This window comes from Proteiniclasticum sp. (assembly GCF_032054185.1).
Classification (GTDB): Bacteria; Bacillota; Clostridia; order Clostridiales; family Clostridiaceae; genus Proteiniclasticum.
Genome location: NZ_DAMBTF010000006.1, coordinates 1 through 17,704 on the forward strand (window position 1 = coordinate 1; position 17,704 = coordinate 17,704).

The 17,704-nt window shown below is 40.0% G+C and carries 17 protein-coding genes, 1 other RNA gene and 1 pseudogene; 2 read left to right on the forward strand and 17 right to left on the reverse strand.

The window, feature by feature from the left end; translation table 11 throughout:
• The 5 genes and pseudogenes from RTX25_RS14585 to RTX25_RS04510 form a co-directional block, all read right to left on the reverse strand.
• A pseudogene (locus RTX25_RS14585) lies at positions 1–105 on the reverse strand (RNA-guided endonuclease TnpB family protein); the annotation flags it as partial.
• Between the two features lie 445 nt (positions 106–550).
• Positions 551–1,546 (reverse strand): siderophore ABC transporter substrate-binding protein, encoded by a 996-nt coding sequence (locus RTX25_RS04495; protein WP_312650982.1) that lies wholly within the window; start codon positions 1,544–1,546, stop codon positions 551–553.
• A gap of 73 nt (positions 1,547–1,619) precedes the next feature.
• Positions 1,620–2,444 (reverse strand): ATP-binding cassette domain-containing protein, encoded by an 825-nt coding sequence (locus RTX25_RS04500; RefSeq protein WP_312650985.1) that lies wholly within the window; start codon positions 2,442–2,444, stop codon positions 1,620–1,622.
• Positions 2,441–3,385, reverse strand: a complete 945-nt coding sequence (locus RTX25_RS04505) for an iron chelate uptake ABC transporter family permease subunit (protein WP_312650988.1) — start codon at positions 3,383–3,385, stop codon at positions 2,441–2,443. Before RTX25_RS04505 ends, RTX25_RS04500 begins: the two co-directional genes overlap by 4 nt.
• A gap of 1 nt (position 3,386) precedes the next feature.
• Complete coding sequence (locus RTX25_RS04510) at positions 3,387–4,334, reverse strand: ABC transporter permease (RefSeq protein WP_312650992.1); 948 nt, start codon at positions 4,332–4,334, stop codon at positions 3,387–3,389.
• A gap of 175 nt (positions 4,335–4,509) precedes the next feature.
• On the opposite strand from RTX25_RS04510, the gene RTX25_RS04515 reads away from it, so the two are divergent.
• Together RTX25_RS04515 and RTX25_RS04520 are read left to right on the forward strand one after the other, a co-directional pair.
• On the forward strand, positions 4,510–5,235 hold the full coding sequence (locus RTX25_RS04515) for an AraC family transcriptional regulator (RefSeq protein ID WP_312650995.1): 726 nt from the start codon (positions 4,510–4,512) through the stop codon (positions 5,233–5,235).
• 194 nt (positions 5,236–5,429) lie between these two features.
• Entirely contained in the window at positions 5,430–6,377 is a 948-nt protein-coding gene (locus RTX25_RS04520; protein ID WP_312650998.1) for a hypothetical protein, read from the forward strand.
• A 66-nt stretch (positions 6,378–6,443) separates the two neighbouring features.
• Here RTX25_RS04520 and RTX25_RS04525 read toward each other — a convergent pair whose 3' ends face one another.
• From RTX25_RS04525 to opp4C, 12 genes are all read right to left on the reverse strand, one after another.
• Positions 6,444–6,932: an immunoglobulin-like domain-containing protein gene (locus RTX25_RS04525; protein ID WP_312651000.1), complete on the reverse strand. Its 489-nt coding sequence runs from the start codon at positions 6,930–6,932 to the stop codon at positions 6,444–6,446.
• Between the two features lie 142 nt (positions 6,933–7,074).
• Positions 7,075–7,415, reverse strand: an RNA gene (gene rnpB / locus RTX25_RS04530) — RNase P RNA component class A.
• A gap of 95 nt (positions 7,416–7,510) precedes the next feature.
• Complete coding sequence (locus tag RTX25_RS04535; RefSeq protein WP_312651003.1) at positions 7,511–8,311, reverse strand: Nif3-like dinuclear metal center hexameric protein; 801 nt, start codon at positions 8,309–8,311, stop codon at positions 7,511–7,513.
• Positions 8,295–8,996: a class I SAM-dependent methyltransferase gene (locus RTX25_RS04540; protein ID WP_312651006.1), complete on the reverse strand. Its 702-nt coding sequence runs from the start codon at positions 8,994–8,996 to the stop codon at positions 8,295–8,297. The genes RTX25_RS04535 and RTX25_RS04540 overlap by 17 nt, the downstream gene beginning before the upstream one ends.
• 48 nt (positions 8,997–9,044) lie before the next feature.
• On the reverse strand, positions 9,045–9,857 hold the full coding sequence (locus RTX25_RS04545) for a PH domain-containing protein (RefSeq protein ID WP_312651008.1): 813 nt from the start codon (positions 9,855–9,857) through the stop codon (positions 9,045–9,047).
• Positions 9,858–10,160: 303 nt separating this feature from the next.
• Complete coding sequence (gene rpoD / locus RTX25_RS04550) at positions 10,161–11,276, reverse strand: RNA polymerase sigma factor RpoD (RefSeq protein ID WP_312651356.1); 1,116 nt, start codon at positions 11,274–11,276, stop codon at positions 10,161–10,163.
• 253 nt (positions 11,277–11,529) lie between these two features.
• Complete coding sequence (dnaG, locus tag RTX25_RS04555) at positions 11,530–13,266, reverse strand: DNA primase (RefSeq protein ID WP_312651010.1); 1,737 nt, start codon at positions 13,264–13,266, stop codon at positions 11,530–11,532.
• 50 nt (positions 13,267–13,316) lie between these two features.
• Positions 13,317–14,342, reverse strand: coding sequence for a deoxyguanosinetriphosphate triphosphohydrolase (locus RTX25_RS04560; RefSeq protein WP_312651011.1), 1,026 nt, complete (start codon positions 14,340–14,342; stop codon positions 13,317–13,319).
• A gap of 208 nt (positions 14,343–14,550) precedes the next feature.
• Positions 14,551–14,733 (reverse strand): hypothetical protein, encoded by a 183-nt coding sequence (locus RTX25_RS04565; RefSeq protein WP_312651013.1) that lies wholly within the window; start codon positions 14,731–14,733, stop codon positions 14,551–14,553.
• A 41-nt stretch (positions 14,734–14,774) separates the two neighbouring features.
• Entirely contained in the window at positions 14,775–15,782 is a 1,008-nt protein-coding gene (locus tag RTX25_RS04570; RefSeq protein ID WP_312651015.1) for a dipeptide ABC transporter ATP-binding protein, read from the reverse strand.
• Positions 15,783–15,791: 9 nt separating this feature from the next.
• The gene (locus RTX25_RS04575; RefSeq protein ID WP_312651017.1) at positions 15,792–16,775 is read right to left on the reverse strand and encodes an ABC transporter ATP-binding protein; all 984 of its coding nucleotides are present in this window, start codon (positions 16,773–16,775) and stop codon (positions 15,792–15,794) included.
• A gap of 7 nt (positions 16,776–16,782) precedes the next feature.
• Positions 16,783–17,697, reverse strand: coding sequence for an oligopeptide ABC transporter permease (gene opp4C / locus RTX25_RS04580; protein ID WP_312651020.1), 915 nt, complete (start codon positions 17,695–17,697; stop codon positions 16,783–16,785).
• Positions 17,698–17,704 lie beyond the last annotated feature (7 nt).

The following is a 17,704-nucleotide window of genomic DNA, read 5'->3' on the forward strand; positions in this document are numbered from 1 at the left end:
AATGAGAACCGATTTGTCCTTGAATTTCAGCTTCACGTTGTCATTGTAGAACGAAACCTTCGATCTTTTTCTGCTTTTAAACCTGGGTTTCTTTGGCAACTTTTTCAGATGGTCCACGACAACATCATCCACAGAAACTGCTTTGAATCAATCTTATAAAATTTGCAGCTTTTCATAGCATTTTATAAGATTCTGGCAGCTGTTAAGTTACCTCTTCTCCGATCTATGAGTTTAATTTAACCCTAATGTATTCTTTGTCATCAGTCAAGGGTTGAACAATACTCTCCCGCGATTCTCTTGGAGGAGGTAGTCTTCCTGTTGGTTTATGATAAAAATACAACAATGAGAACAGAATAATGACTTATCAGATGAATCAATTACAGGTATTATCCCAGAAAATATTTATTTATCGGCTGATAACATCAATAAAAGCCCAGCAGAAAAACCGGGAGATGTTCCCGGTCTTTCTCTGCTAGGCTGAATTGGAAAGGAGTCCGTATATTTTAATTGTGTTTCTATATTTTCGGTTTAAATGAAATGAGCATGTATGCTATTTACCGAGCACCTTCTCCACTTCATCAAGCATCATGCCTGTACCGGTGAATCCACCTGAAGTGATGTACCATACTTCAGGGTTGAGGTAGTGAATCTTATTGTTTTTGAATGCTTCTGTCTCTTTGATGATGTCATTATCCATGGTGGATGAGGCAATCGTTTCCCCTCCTACCACAGCTGCTCTATCGATAATGAAGAGATTCTCAGGATTCTTCTCCAGAATGTATTCATAGGTTACACTCTGTCCATGAGTAGAGTCTTCAATATTCTCATCTGCTTCTTTGAATCCTAATGTGTTATGCAGAATTCCAAATCTTGATACTGAGCCATATGAGCTTAAAGATCCGTCATTCGCTAGTATGATCAGTGCATTTTCGTCCAGTTTTGCAACTTCGGCTTTAATGTTCTCTACTTTTCCGGTCAGTTCGCTGAACTTTTCTGATGCCTTATCTTTCTCACCGAAGAGTTCTCCGATAAGCTCTGCATTAGCCTCAACTGAGCTCATGTAGTCCGCATTGTCTACTGTAAGATATACGGTAGGTGCAATCTTTGAAAGCTCTTCATATGCCGCTGCTGTTCTTCCGGAGATGAAGATCACATCTGGTTCCATCTCAAAGACTGCTTCAAAATCTGGTTCTTTTAAGGTACCGACATTCTTATATACAGCTTCATCATTATACTTTTCAAGGAATGATGGAATATTTCCCATGGGTAGCCCTGAAACTTCAATTCCCAGATTATCCATGATATCGAGAAGTCCATAATCAAATACCACTACAGTTTCAGGATTCTTTTCAAGTGTCACCTCACCCAGTTCATGAGTTATGGTCATATTGCCTGATTCCTCCGATGTTTCTCCCGGCGACTGCACATTTGCATCAGTTGGCGTTTCCGCAGGAGTTTCTGCCTTTGCGCTGCTCCCGCATGCTGATAAAAGCATCACTGCTGATAGTAAAATACCGGATAACATAATATTCTTCTTGTTTGTCATGATTACACCTCATATTGTTATTTTTCTTTTTGTCGATTAATTATTATCATTTACAATTATTGATCTTTGCCGATTACTGAACGATGGTCAGATGACGGCTGTTATGGATACAGTCTCCATGTTTGCAGTCACAAGCACCTTCTTCATAGTAAGTACAGATTTTCTTTCCTCCGAGATGATGCACATTAAATTCCATATCGAATACGTCATTTAGCACCTCGGAATTGATGATTTTATCGGTATCGTCATAGTATCTGATTTTACCGTCCTGAAGAGCGACAATCTTATCTGAATAGCAGGAAGCGAAATTGATGTCGTGAATTACGATCACAACTGTTTTACCCAGATCATCAACGATGTTTCTGAGGATCTTCATGATTTCTACTGCATGCTTCATATCCAGGTTGTTTAAAGGCTCATCCAGCAGAATGTATTCAGTATCCTGCGCGATGACCATGGCGATATAGGCTCTCTGCTTCTGCCCACCGGAGAGTTCATTGATATAGCAGTCCTCGATGTCTTTCAGTTTCAGATAATCGATGGCCTGATCGATAAACTGATTATCTTCCTCAGTCAGATTACCTTTTGAATATGGGAATCTTCCAAAAGCGACCAGTTCTCTTACCGTGAGCCTGACATTCAGATTATTGCTTTGTCTGAGGATGGATATTTTCTGTGCAAGCTCCTTGGATTTCCAGTTCTTAAGCGAAATTCCATCAATCTGAACATCTCCATCGTTAGCTTCCATAAGTCTTGAAATCATGGACAGAAGCGTACTTTTCCCTGCTCCGTTTGGTCCGATGAAGGATGTGATCAATCCTTTTTCAATATTCAGAGTAACGTCTTTGACCACTTCCTTGTTTTCATATCTTTTCGTGAGATTTCTTACACTGATCATAACTGATTCTCCCTTAATAACAGATAGATGAAGTACAGTCCACCGATAAAGTTGATGATGACACTGATGGGGGTTGAGAAGACGAAAATTCTTTCCACCAGAAGCTGTCCGTAAACCAGCGCCGTCGAGCTGATCAGCATAGCCCCTGCGATGAGATAACTGTGTTTGTAGGTCTTGAGCAGTTCTCTTGAAAGATTCGTCACCAGAATTCCGAGGAATGTGATGGGTCCTACAAGAGCTGTGGATACAGATATAAGTATGGCCACAATCACAAGCATAGTATTCACGAGGCTTTTATGATTGACGCCAAGGTTTATGGCATTGTCTCTTCCAAGTGAAAGCACATCGAGTTCATTTGTCCTTGTCATCCCATAAGCCATAGCCGATACGAGAAAGATTCCCGAAATGACAAGAACTTCGGTATTCACATTGTTGAAACTTGCAAACAGGCTGCCCTGAAGAATCAGGAACTCATTCGGATCGATAATCACCTGTATAAAGGATGATCCGCTTCTAAAGAGCGTCCCTGTAATGATACCCACTAACAGTAAAAGGTAGATATTGCCTTTCACCTTTTTAAGAATCAGACCCAGTATTCCTACACTGAAGACGACCATTAAAAGAACAGAGACCATAAAGGTTATACGGCTGTCCACTTTTGCCAGAGCCTGAGATCCGATAAAGAATATGATGACGGTCTGGATGAATACATATAAAGCATCGAGTCCAAGTACACTCGGTGTCAATATCCGATTTTCCGTCACAGTCTGAAAGACCAATGAAGAGTAGGCAATGGCTGCACCCGTAAGAACGATGGCAATGATTTTCGGGATTCTCCTGGAAAGCGCATAAGCATAGTTCTTTTCACTGAGTCCCAGAAAAAGGAAGAGTGCTATACCGAGAATCAGAAACAGACTGAGAATAATGAGTTTCTTCTTCATGCTATTTCTTCACCCCCTTGAAAATCAGATAGATGAAGATGATGCTTCCAAGCACTCCAACAGTCAGGGATATGGAAATTTCATAGGGATAGATAATCACTCTGCCGAGAATATCGGCAAACAGAAGAAATACCGCACCAAGAAGTGCTGTTGTACCCAGACTGTTCTTGAGGTTATCTCCCCGAATCATGGAAACTATATTCGGCACCACAAGACCGATAAAGGGAATACTTCCGATGGTCACCAGAACCGCACTGGAAATCAGTGAGACGATGGTCAGACCGATATTGACCACAAGGTGGTAGTTCAATCCAAGATTCTTAGAAAAATCTTCGCCCATCCCCGCAATGGTAAATTTATTGGCAAAGAGATACGCAAGGATGCCAAGTGGAATGGTGATATAGATAATCTCATATCTTCCCTTGGTAACCATGGAAAAACTCCCCTGAAGCCATGAGTTGATGTTCTGTATGAGATCGAACCGGTATGCCACAAACGTGGTTACGGAATCAATCAGGTTACCCAGCATAATACCCACAAGAGGAATAATGATCACGTTTTTGACCTTCACTTTTTTCAGAATGAACATAAAAAGAAATGTTCCCGCTAAAGCAAAGATAAATGCGATGGCCATTTTTCCCATAACATGCATTCCAGGCATGAGCAGCATGGAAAACAGAATCCCGAATCTTGCTGAGTCCATGGTTGCAGCGGTACTGGGTGAAACAAATTTGTTCCTTGTAATCTGCTGCATGATAAGCCCCGAGATACTTAAAGCCATCCCGGTGACCAGAATGCTGATCAGCCTTGGCACCCTGCTGAGTACAAGGACAATCATTTCGGTTTCTCCCCCATTAATCAGTTCCTGAAATGAAATTGCTTTGGCGCCGATAAATAATGAAACTACGGATAAGATAACTGCTGCAATAATTAAGTGTTTATTCTTCATATCTTATAACGGAAAGCTCCATTACATTTGACACCTCACTTCAAAAATTGATATAATTGGACATAACGAAATTGATAATCATTCTCACTTATAATATCAAACAGGTGAAAGATTATCTAACTCAGTATTTGTTTTTTTATAACGATATTTGGGTAAAAGAAAGGAGAGGTCCAATTTGTTCATCGAAAGGAATCCCAGAGAAGTGGCTGAGGACTTCTATGCCGGCACGTTTATTGCCGTCAGCGCATATAGCCATGATGGTAAGATCCAGTATAGTGGTGGAGACCACTACAGATATGGAGATTATAGTATCATCAATAAACTGCTTGATAAGATGACGAGTCATTCAGACACAAGCTATACATCTTTGACCCTGACAAGTGAAAGCGGATATAATTATACAGCTTACTTTATCAATAAAACCCGGCCAAAAGACGGTTTCATCATCATGGGGCCATACAATCAGGATGATCTTGAACGGATCAACAGTCTTGACATCTGTTACTCGAATAATCTTTATATGGCTCCTCTTAACCAGACCTTAGATCTCTGCCCCAAGAAGGGATGTGCAGGATGCTACAGTCTTAATGTGAGAAGAGCGATGAATTATATACAGGCTCATTATAAAGAGAACATCACTCTTGACACGATCATCGGACATCTTAATCTCAATAAAAGCTATTTCTGTACACTGTTCAAGAAAGAAACAGGCGTAACATTCACCAGCTATGTCAATCTGGTGAGAATCGAAAAAAGTAAGAGACAGCTCCTTAAAGATAACCGTTCTGTTCTGGATATTGCTTTGTCAGTAGGCTTTTCCAATCAGAACTACTATACAATCATCTTTAAGAAGATGACCAGCATGACGCCAATGGAATTCAGAAAACAGGCATACAGCTGATTTCTTCCATTATACAATAATAGTTCTAGATTGTAACCATTATAAATTAAATTCAGTTATAATTTACAGGTTTATCTCATAATTTGGATTTCGCCATGACTTTCGGTGGCGATTTTTTGCGCGCTGTTAACAGATAATTTATGTGTCCTTATGATAGAATCTTCTTATAGCATTTAATCAACGGAGGTTATTTTATGAGAATGTTTGACCTGTTCTATGATGATTTCTTTAAAATGAAAAGGCAGGATATCCTTTCTGCCATTTCACAATCAGAAGGAAGAACCCTCATGTGTGAAACAATCATCAGCACGTTCCCCCTTCTTGATGGAGTTTCAAATCCTGAGACTGCTGCAGCGTTCAGCGCAGATATGATTACGCTCAACACCTTTAACTTCGATGCACCTTTCATATTCGGCTATGACGATTCTAAAATCAGTCCCTATCACGGTATACCGGAGTATGTTAAATCATTCGAGGATATTGTCCGACGGAACCTAAGCAACGAAAACTATATTCAGGATTTCAAAAAAATTGTGGGCAGGTTTCTCGGTGTTAATCTGGAACCTGTACCAGAGAACAGCACCTATCCTGCAGGGCTGAGATGCAGTGAAAAAAATCTGGAAAAAGTCAAAAAACTGGGTTTTGATTACATCGTCATTACAGCTAATCCAAATACTGGTGTAACCAGTCAGGGCATAACCGATGGCATCAGACGGGCAAGAAAAATACTTGGAGAAGATTTCCTCATTGTAGCCGGCAAAATGCATGGGGCTGGAGCCGGGAATATTTACGATCAGGAAACCATTAAAAACTTCGTTTCAGCCGGAGCAGATATCATACTCATTCCAGCTCCTGGAACCGTACCTGGATTTACGGTGGAACTGGTCAAGGGATTCGTGGATTCCATACATAATGAAGGTGCACTGGCCATGACAACCATCGGAACAAGCCAGGAAGGCTCAACCGAATCTTTCATAGAAAGTGTTGCACAGATGTCTAAAATGGCAGGTGCTGATGTTCAGCATACAGGTGATGCAGGTGTATCAGGTATGACACCACCCGAAAACATTTTAAGGCTCTCCATAACCATGAGAGGCAGACGTCATACCTATAGAAGAATGGCGAGATCCAGTCACAGATAGGAAGCAGCAAAAAAAGCGATGAATTTCATCGCTTTTTGTTATCCTAATTCATTTCTGTCAAACACCTTACTTTACAGGCAGTATGTCATTTTCAGTTACTTCGAATGATACTTCAGGAATATGGTCTTTGCCTTCTCTATCCATATACTTTCTTATTACATAGTATCTTCCTGGTTCTATTGTCTTTTCGATGAGCTCAAAACGGATTTCATCCGTGGCACTCTTCCCCGGTTCAACACTTGCAAGCATTTCAATAAACGCCATATCATCTGTAAGACCAGTTTCTTTCAATGTATTGTCTTGTGTAAGCTTCATCAGATTAAATGCAAACCCGTAATCTAAAATCTTACCCGTATTATTTTCAAGTTCATAACTTAATATATTGGTAGACTTATCATATTTGATTTCTTTTAATACGAGTTCCTCACTGAAATCCATTCCCTTAACATCCACTTTTACTGGTTCTTCTGCAGGCTGATCCCCTTTACCGCCGAATAGTGCATATCCGGAGATTGCTACTATAACAGCAAGAACAAAATATAAACTCTTTTTCATTTTCTTATCCTCCTATTGGTTGATATATCTATATTTATATTATATGGAATGCAACCCGTTGAGGAATGACAAAGCAGTTACTTATTGATGACAAATCAAAATAGCCCCAACAAAAAATGACTGGTTAATACCAGTCATCAATGGTGCAAGCAAATCTATAAGCCGAGTTCTGTATTTGATAATCATCTGTCTAGGCCATACATTTCTATATGGCTCAAGCGGCGCACCCGGGGACGGAACGAGCAGCTCCAAAATGTCCCTCTATTCGGCCTTGCATCAAATGGGGTTTACATAGCCGCAAAGTCACCATTGCGCTGGTGAGCTCTTACCTCACCTTTCCACCCTTACCTCAAAATGAGGCGGTATCTCTCTGTTGCACTTTCCTTAAGGTCACCCTCACTGGGAGTTACCCAGCACCCTGCTCTACGATGCTCGGACTTTCCTCTCCTGATTAAAATCAGCAGCGATTATCTGACTTACTTGCTTAATCATAATAGCAGAATTACGCTGTTTTGTAAACTTCAGCCGAGGAACCAACTTGAACGGCTCTACATTCAAGCGAAAACTGCAGTCCAGGATTATACAAACTTGTAAGGATCCTTCTCTATTTCGCTGAAGTAGACAGGCCCTTCATAACATACGGAAAACTCTTTGACCATCCGGTTCATTATATTGTAATAGACAAGTTTTTCCGAGAAGTAATGTCCCGGGTCCACTACTGCAATACCCAGCTCTTCAAGCTCCTGTACACTATGATAAGTGGTATCTCCGGTCAGAATACAATCGGCTCCTTGGGCAACCGCCTTTTTGAAATAACTCTGTCCGCTTCCGTTGATGATGGCGATTCTTCTGACACACTGGTCAAGATCACCGGAGTATCTCAAAGTCTCGACCCCAAGTACTTTCTTGGTTTTCTGTATGAAGTCACTAAGTTTAGTTGCTCGTCTAAGGTAAACGATTCTTCCGATTCCCGAGTCAAAATCAAAAGGACACTGATCAATAATATCGAAATCAATGTAATCAAACATTTTAACTATCGTGTCATTCATCCCATCCTTTACAGAATCAAGATTTGTATGGGCTGCATAGACGTTGATGTCATTTCGTATCAGCTCAATGATTTTTTTGCCCTGCATAGTTTTTGTTGTTATGCTTCTGGGTTTGACAAAAAGCATCGGGTGATGTGAAACAATAAGATTCGCACCCTTTTCCTTCGCCTCCTCAATGACACTTGAAGTGGTGTCCATGGAGAATAGGATGCCCTTTATTTCAGCCTTCTCATCACCCACCATAAGTCCCACGTTATCGTATTCCTCCTGATATGAAACAGGAGCATGCGACTCAACCATCTTCATAAAATCCTTAACCAGCGCTACCATCTCTTAATCTCCTTAGCTCATTTATTTTTTTATTGATTTCTATTTGTCTGTTTCTGGCATTTTCTGAAGACAAATCTATTTTGCTGAGAATCACTTCAAGCTCTTTTATTTTATCATTCAGAAAGTCTTCCATAAGGGGATGTTTTTTTCTGTACAGGATATCTCCTACACTGTAACCTGAAAGATTGTTCAGGCTGCATGTTTTGTTCTCATCATATTTAACCATGATGTATTCATAATACCTGCGATCTTCTTTTATGATCTCTTCATCTAAAACACTGAAATTATTCTCATAAAGAAATTTCCTCAAAATCTCGGGATTCTGCGCTGGCTGTAATAGGAGAAAATCAAGAGATTGTACGATTTCAGGAGAGCTCGTTATCAGCTCCTGTATCAGTATTCCACCCATTCCAGCAATAACTGCCCCACTGACTTCCCCCGGTGTAAGGGTATCAAACCCGCTTCCAAGCCGAAAATCAAGATGTGATGCAACACCTTCCTCTCTGGCGTTCATCATAGCCTTCTCAAGAGGTTTCTTCTTATTATCTGATGCAATACCCCTTCTGATTTTTCGTCTCTTCAGGAGAGCGATAAGAACATATCCATGATCGGTTCCGATATCTGCCACAGCATCACAATCGGGAATCATTTCCACCACATGATCCAGTCTCGAACTTATATCCATAAAAACTCCTTGTATTTATTATTCAATATATCAATTATAACACTGATTTCACAGCAATATGGGTATGAGGATATTTGCCAGATTCAGCAGTAAAAGGACACTGATCACAAGCGGAATCAGCATGACACGATAATAGTAAATCTTGTCAATTTTAGAATAGAACTTCGCAAGCACAAATGCAAGCAAAGCAATCATAAAAGCCATAATCCCATAAGCTACCGTGCTGTCCACATAAACTTTTGCCGGAACATAGGAAAGCATTGAAGTATCCAGCTGACTGATCGACACATATTCCGGTAAGCGCCCTAGGTAGAGCAGAACAATCGGTATTTCCACAAGTATAAGCACCATTACCGCATTCAGCAGAAAGAAATGTTTCAGCTTATCTGCACTTTCCCGGATGTCCTTATCCAGCACATCTCGTATGATGAATTCCTCTTTTACACCATTCTTCTTCAGAAGAGCAGAAAATCCCGCCATGTCTGCAGGCGATATTCCATAGTTTCCCTTTTCGGTTCCGAAAAAAATGGTTTTCTTGGAACTGGTGATATACATATCCACCTTACCAAGCCCTTCAATATAACCCTTGCCTACAGAAAACCTCTTACTCAGCATACCGGCAATTCCACTCTGATCAAGCAATGTAATTCTTTCAGTAAAATACACAATATTTTCTATTTTAATGTGTATATCTGTAAACCTGAAGATACTGCCGATTGTAACAATACCTTCTCCAACCTTATAATATAATGTCTTCATAAATATGAGAAAAGATGCGCCTACGATAAGTAAAGAAATGATGAGAAGCATCATTAAACTTTTCGTCAGAACATTATCGCTGACCTGAAGAATTATAATCATAACAATCAGACCCAAAGATAATAATGTCATGAGTTTATTTAAAAATTGCGCCTTTTCAGGAATAAATATCATAATAATCACCCACGATAATTATAGCATAGCAATATGGATAGTTTTTGAAAGTTCAGTGTCAAATTCGATGTTCTGTCAATAATATACTCATTCGGATGAAATCCTTACAGTGACTCAGTTCCCTATCTCTCCGGACTGCTCTCATGTAAAGATCCTGTAAATGTTATATACGGAATTGGCGTGAAAAAACAGAAGCACTTTTGTAGTGCCTCTGCTCTTAGTAGCCTTATATTAATCAAGATAATCTTTCAGCTTTTTGCTTCTTGAAGGATGTCTCAGTTTTCTGAGTGCTTTCGCTTCAATCTGTCTGATTCTTTCTCTGGTCACATTGAACTCTTTTCCGACTTCTTCAAGTGTTCTTGATCTTCCATCATCCAGGCCGAATCTGAGTCGAAGAACTTTTTCTTCTCTTGGTGTTAAAGTATCCAGAACACTGATCAGCTGTTCTTTAAGCATAGTGAATGCAGCAGCTTCGGCAGGTGCTAAAGCATCGTCATCCGGGATGAAATCACCAAGATGACTGTCCTCTTCTTCACCGATTGGTGTCTCCAGTGATACCGGTTCCTGGGCGATTTTCATGATTTCTCTGACCTTTTCAGGAGCCATCTCCATAATCTCTGCGATTTCTTCCGCCTGAGGAGCTCTACCCAGTTCCTGAAGCAGCTGTCTTTCTACTCTGATCAGTTTATTGATCGTTTCGACCATATGTACGGGGATTCTGATTGTTCTTGCCTGGTCAGCTATCGCTCTAGTGATTGCCTGTCTGATCCACCAGGTTGCATATGTCGAGAACTTGAATCCCTTTGTGAAGTCAAACTTTTCTACAGCCTTGATCAGACCCAGATTTCCTTCCTGAATTAGATCAAGGAAGAGCATTCCACGTCCGACATATCTTTTAGCGATGGAGACAACCAGTCTAAGGTTGGCTTCAGCAAGCTGCTTCGCAGCATATTCATCTCCTGCCTCTATTCTTTTTGCCAGTGCGACCTCCTGTTCGGAAGTTAAAAGTGGAACTTTACCTATTTCCTTCAGATACATTCTTACAGGATCATCTATGGCAACGCCTTCTGGAACAGAAAGATCCACTTCGGTTTCTTCTTCCTCTTCAACATCACCGATAATTTCAATATTCAGTCCTTCCAGTGTTTCATAGATCTTATCGATCTGTTCAGGGGAAAGATCAATTTCCTGAAGATCATCCAGTATCTCTTTTTCAGTAATGCTACCTGTCTTCTTGCCTTTATCGATGAGCTTTTTGACAACCGACATCTGGAAATCCTTATCATGGGTTTTCTTGTCTGATTTCAGATCATCATCATCATCATCAAGCAAGTCATCACTGTCCATATTTTCCTCATCAGGAACAATTTCAGAATCAGCTGATGTCTTCTTCTTTTTTCTGACTTTCGGTGTCTTCACATCTTTTGCTGTCTCTTCCAAAACTTCAGCATCCTCTATAATTTCGTTATCTGCTTTGGGTTTCTTTCTGGTTTTTACGGTTTTTACTTCTTTCTCTTTCACTTGTGGGTTTAACTCCTCTTCCAATATCTCTTCAGATATATTAATTTCATCATTTGTAGTCTTCTTCTTTGCTGCCATTTTAATACCTCCCTAAAGTCTTCTGAAGCTCGATCAATTTCTTTGCAAGTTCAAGTGATTCCTGTGTCCGCCCTTGCTTTTCCAGCTCTCTGATTTCAACCATGAGCTCCTTCTGGGTTAAAATTCCTTTATAGTGATTGATGGTTTTCATGAAATCATCAATCAGAATATCCACATCAATATCAGGTATTTCCACAAGTTCTGTTGTGATTGTCCACTCCTTTGATGTTTCAATATCATTGCAGTGGCTTTCAACATATCCAGTGATGTTTTCCTTTGGTCCTTCATATGAAGTGATGATCCGATATATTTTCCTGTGACTTGGTAAAATAAAATCTTCAAGCTGAATCCTGTCCTTAAGATAGGGTGCTTTAGACAATATCTTCAGAAGTGCCCTTTCTGCTTTGATATGGGCGGATTCAATATGGAGGGTCTTCTTCATGGATGAAGTATCCATGATTCTGATCCCTTCCTCATCACCCTTCATAAGACTCATCAGCGCGTTCTCTGATATGCCCGTATCTTCACTTACTTTCTGAACATAGACATCTTTCTCGATGGGATCCAGATCATTCAGGATACCCACTACTCTTTTGGCATAAGCGATTCTGCCTGAATCTTCTCTGATATTCAGTCCTTCTTTAGCTTTCTGAATTTTATAGTCGATGAGAGGCAGAGCCTTATTGACAAGCTGCAGATATTTGTCCAGTCCTTCTTTTCGGATATAGTCATCCGGATCTTTGCCTTCAGGAATGAGGATCACTTTTACATCGATTCCCTCAGCTCTCAGTATGTCAAGACCTCTAACTGTAGCCGCCTGTCCGGCATTATCCGCATCGTACGAGATATACACTTCTTCGGAGTTTCTTCTCAATAGCCTTGCCTGTATCTTTGTCAATGCTGTTCCCAGTGATGCAACCGCATTTTTAACTCCTGCCTGACTGAGGCTGATACAGTCCATATACCCCTCTACGATAATAAGGCTTTTTTCTTTGCTGTTTTTTCGAGCAAAATTCAATCCATATAAATGGGTGCCTTTGTTGTAGATGGGCGTTTCTGGAGAATTGAGATATTTGGGCTTGGAATCATCCATGACTCTGGCACCAAATGCGATCACTCTTCCTCTTACATCAAAAACCGGGAAAATAATGCGGTTTCTGAATCTGTCATATACTTTGCCTTTTTCATTTTTAGTCGCAAGACCACCTTTTACAATGTCGTCCTCTCTATAATTCATCGCTTTCAGATATTTGAGCAGACTGTCCCAGGAATTAAGTGCATACCCAAGTCCAAATGTCCTGATGGTATGGTCGGTAATACCTCTTCTGTAAAAATACTCTCGGATGTCCTTATGATCACTTAAGTTCTTGAAAAAAAATCTTGCAGCATCGACATGCATCTTGTAATAAATTTCAAGTCTGTCATGGCTTTTTTTATTCTCTGCAGTTTCTTCCAAGGTAATATTGGCTTTATCAGCCAGTATCCTTAAAGATTCATTGAAATCCAGATTCTTTGTCTTCATGATAAAAGTAATGACATTGCCGCCTTCACCACAGCCAAAACACTTGAATAGCTGTTTTTCTCTTGTCACACTGAAGGATGGCGTTTTTTCACTATGGAATGGACATAGTCCCCAATAATTACGTCCTACCCTTTTGAGGGGAACACTCTCAGAGATAATATCTACAATGTCATTACTTTCTTTGATTTTTTCTATTATCTCTTCTGCAACAAACAATTAATTCACACCTTTTTTTCATTGTACAAACATAAATTATAACATTAAGATCAGTAGATGACAATTTTTGGTACATATATCTGGTTGAACAGTATAATCGCATAATCATCAGTCATACCAGCAATAAAATCAGCTACCGCTCTTTCCGCACCTTCTTCTTCAGCAATATACCTGTAAAGTTCAGGCATATCCTGAACATTATCCATATAATTGTCAAACAGCTTACCCAATACAAATTTCGCTTTTTCTCTTTCATCTTTCAGATGCATACCATGATAGATGTTTTTGAAAAGAAAAGATCTAAGCCCATAAAGCGCATTGAATGTTGCTTCTGGCAGTTCTACACGCTTGATCCCGTCTGCGAGATTTTCATTGGTCTTATCCACAAGATTTCTGACCAGTGTATCGATTCTTCTGCTGTGGGTCTCACCAAGAACACCTGTGTACTCTTCTGGAAGATCTCGTGGATTTAAAAGACCAGCTCGTATAGAATCATCTATATCATGATTGACATAGGCAATCTTATCTGCAAATCGTGCTATCTGTCCTTCCAGGGTCCTGGAATCATCTCCGCTTTTCAGTCCGCTGTGATGCAGAATACCATCTAACACTTCAATTGTAATATTAAGACCTTTTCCATCTTTCTCAAGTTTTTTCAGTACTCTGATAGATTGTTCATTATGCCTGAATCCTCCAGGAAGCCTCTCATTCAATACTTCTTCACCATTATGTGCAAATGCAACATGTCCGATATCGTGACCTAGTGTTATGGCTTCAACAAGATCTTCATTAACAGCAATACCTCTTGCTATGGTTCGGGCGATCTGAGATACTTCCAGTGTATGAGTAAGTCTGGTTCTGTAATGATCTCCGGTAGTCTTGATATACACCTGAGTCTTATGTTTCAATCGTCTGAAAGATTTGGAATGTATGATGCGATCCCGATCATGCATAAAACAGGTTCTATAAGAGTCCAGTTCCTCGTAAGCTTCTCTACCTTTAGAATTCTTTGAAAAACATGCCTCTTCTATCAAAGTAAGTTCTTCATTTCTTTCAATTCTCTCTCTAATATTCAAGATCATCCCTCCTACATTTTATTATTCCACATATCTTCTCCGAATCCTTTAATGTGAAATCGAATGAGTATATTATAATGATATTATAGATATCTCAAACTCATTTATACTCAGTTGATCCGAAAAAGCAGCGCCATGATGCAGCAGGATTTGTGGTGAACAAAAAAAACACTTGCCACAATTTGGTGCAGCAAGTGTTTTTTTGATTCTAGTAAAACATAATCCAAGTCAGGAGGGCAAAGAAGCCGTAGATTCCAATTACAAGTGGAAATAAATATGAAGCCATCGCCATGGCCATTGCCATGAGGTCACCTTTTTCCATTTTTATATCGGCATCCATATTTGGTACTACATCATCAAATCGACGACCTTTTCCACCAAACATATTCATGATCATCCCTCCTTTTTCGAATATGATCTATTTCGGTTGTTCTAGATTTCACCAGCAAAGTGACATGCAACAAAATGATTTGGATGTTCCACTGGGCTGTATTCTCTCAGTATCGGAATCTCTTCTTTACAGATATCTTTAGCATAAGGACATCTAGTATGGAATTTGCATCCAGGTGGAGTATTGATGTTACTTGGCAGTTCGCCCATGATCGGTTCCATCTTCCTGATGTGTGTAGGATCCGGAACTGGGATAGCCGCAAGTAGCGCTCTCGTATAAGGATGAGCTGGTGTATTATAGAGCTCATTCTTGCTCGCAAGTTCCACCAAGGAACCTAAATACATTACTCCTATTCTATCACTGATATGTTTAACTACGCTTAAATCATGCGAGATGAAAAGATAGGATAAGCCCATTTTTTCCTGCAGATCCATCATCAAGTTAAGGATCTGTGACTGAATGGATACATCCAGAGCAGATACTGGTTCATCAGCAACTATGAAATCAGGATTCAGAGCAAGCGCTCTTGCAATACCGATTCTCTGTCTCTGCCCACCTGAGAACTGATGTGGATATCTGTAAATATGATATGGTGATAGACCACACATTTCAATGATTTCCATCACTCTATCTTTATACTCAGCACCTGGCTTAACCTGTTTGTGCGAAAGCAGTGACTCGCCGACAATATTGCTTACGTTCATTCTAGGATTTAAGGAACTGTAAGGATCCTGGAATATCAGCTGCATTTCTCGTCTCAGTGCTTTCAGTTTATCACCCTTAAGTGTTGCAATATCACCGTCAATTGCTTTACCATGATAGATAATCTGACCGTCTGTTGGGTCATATAATCTGACTATAGTTCTTCCCAATGTTGATTTACCACATCCTGATTCTCCTACAAGACCAATGGTCTCACCTTCATTCAGTTTAAATGTGACTCCATCAACAGCCTTAATGTACGTCGGTTTACTGAACATACCAGTCTTCACAGGGAAATATTTCTTAACGTCGTTAACTTCGAGTAACACTCTATTATTCTCTTTCATACTTCCCTCCTAATTTCCTTCGTACAAGAAACACTTGACTTGATGATTCTCGCCGTTTCTTTCTTTATCAATGAAATACAATCCTGGTTCCTGTTCCCAGCACTTATCCATTGCAAACTTGCATCGAGGTGCAAAATAGCATCCCTTTGGCAGCTCCATAGGATTAGGAACGACACCTTCGATACTGTTCAGTCTTTTCTTTTCTGACTTAAGGTCAGGAATTGAATCTAGAAGACCCTGGGTATAAGGGTGTTTTGGATTACCATATAGTTCTTTGACATCTGCTGACTCTACAACTTTACCAGAATACATAACGATAACATCGTCAGCCATCTGAGCCACAACACCAAGATCATGGGTGATGAGCATGATAGCAGTGTTCATCTTTTCTTTCAGATCATTCATGAGTGAAAGAATCTGCGCCTGGATAGTTACATCCAGTGCTGTAGTTGGTTCATCAGCAATAAGGATCTTTGGATCACAGGCAAGTGCCATAGCGATCATAGCTCTTTGTCTCATTCCCCCAGAAAGCTGGTGAGGATAGTCATAAACTACTCTTTCCGCTCTTGGAATACCGACAAGTTTAAGCATGTTCACTGCTTTATCATGAGCCTCATCTTTGGACAGATCCTGATGAAGTTTAATTGCTTCAACAATCTGGTCCCCGATTCTGAAAACCGGATTGAGGGAAGTCATCGGTTCCTGGAATATGATGGAAATATCATTTCCTCTGATTTTTCTCATTTCATCCAGAGGAATCTTTGTGATATCCTGACCGCCATAATTGATACTTCCATCAACTATACCACCATTTTTATCAATCAGTCTTAAAACACTCATTGCTGTTATACTTTTACCACAGCCAGACTCGCCCACAACGCCAAGTGTTCTACCTTCTAAGAGGTCAAATGTAACTCCGTCTACAGCCTTAACCACACCTTTGTCTGTAAAAAAGTGTGTCTTAAGGTTCTTTACTTCTAATATTTTTTTCATATTATACCTACCTAATTTCCTTTGGATCGAAGGCATCTCTGAGCCCTTCACCAAGTAGATTTATACTTAAAACTGTCAGCATAATCATTACACCTGGTGGTACCCAAAGCCACTGCATATTTCTAAACACGTCTGAATTTCTCGCTCTTTCGATCATGTTACCCCATGTTGGCGTTGGTGGTGTTACACCAAGACCCAGATAGGATAAGCTCGCCTCTGTTAAGATAGCTCCGGCCATACCAAGTGTTGCAGAAACTATGATATATGCGAATGTATTTGGCAGTAGATGTCTTGCAATTCTTGATCTTGTTGAAAGACCCAGAATTTCAGTCGCCTGCATAAATTCCTGTTCTCTGAGTGATAGAATCTGTCCTCTGACCATTCTTGCCAGACCAGGCCAGCTAAGAATACCGATCAGGAACATAACTATGTACATCTTGTATTTAGAATCTACACTGAACATCAGCGCACCAGAAATAGTGATTACTGTTGGTGTAAATGGAATGGAATAGACAATTTCCGCGAATCTCATCAGCAGATTATCCACTCTTCCACCATAATATCCTGCGATACCACCAATAGTCGCACCAATAAGCACTGTAAATCCGGCTGCAATCATACCAACGATAAGAGAGGTTCTTCCACCAAGGAACAGTCTGAGAAATACATCTCTTCCCTGCTCATCAGTACCTAACCAGTACTCAGATGATGGTGGCATCTTTTTCTGATCCAGAATAAAGTCATTGATGCCAAATCTGGAGAATACAGGTACGAATATACACATTAATACAATTATTAGAAACAGTATACCGCCGAACATGGCAGTTTTATTCTTTTTAAATCTATCCCAGGCGATTCTCCATGGTCCTACAATATTGGTAGCCTGGGTTGTCTTTTCATAGTTTACTTTCTTATCTTCCATAATCCAA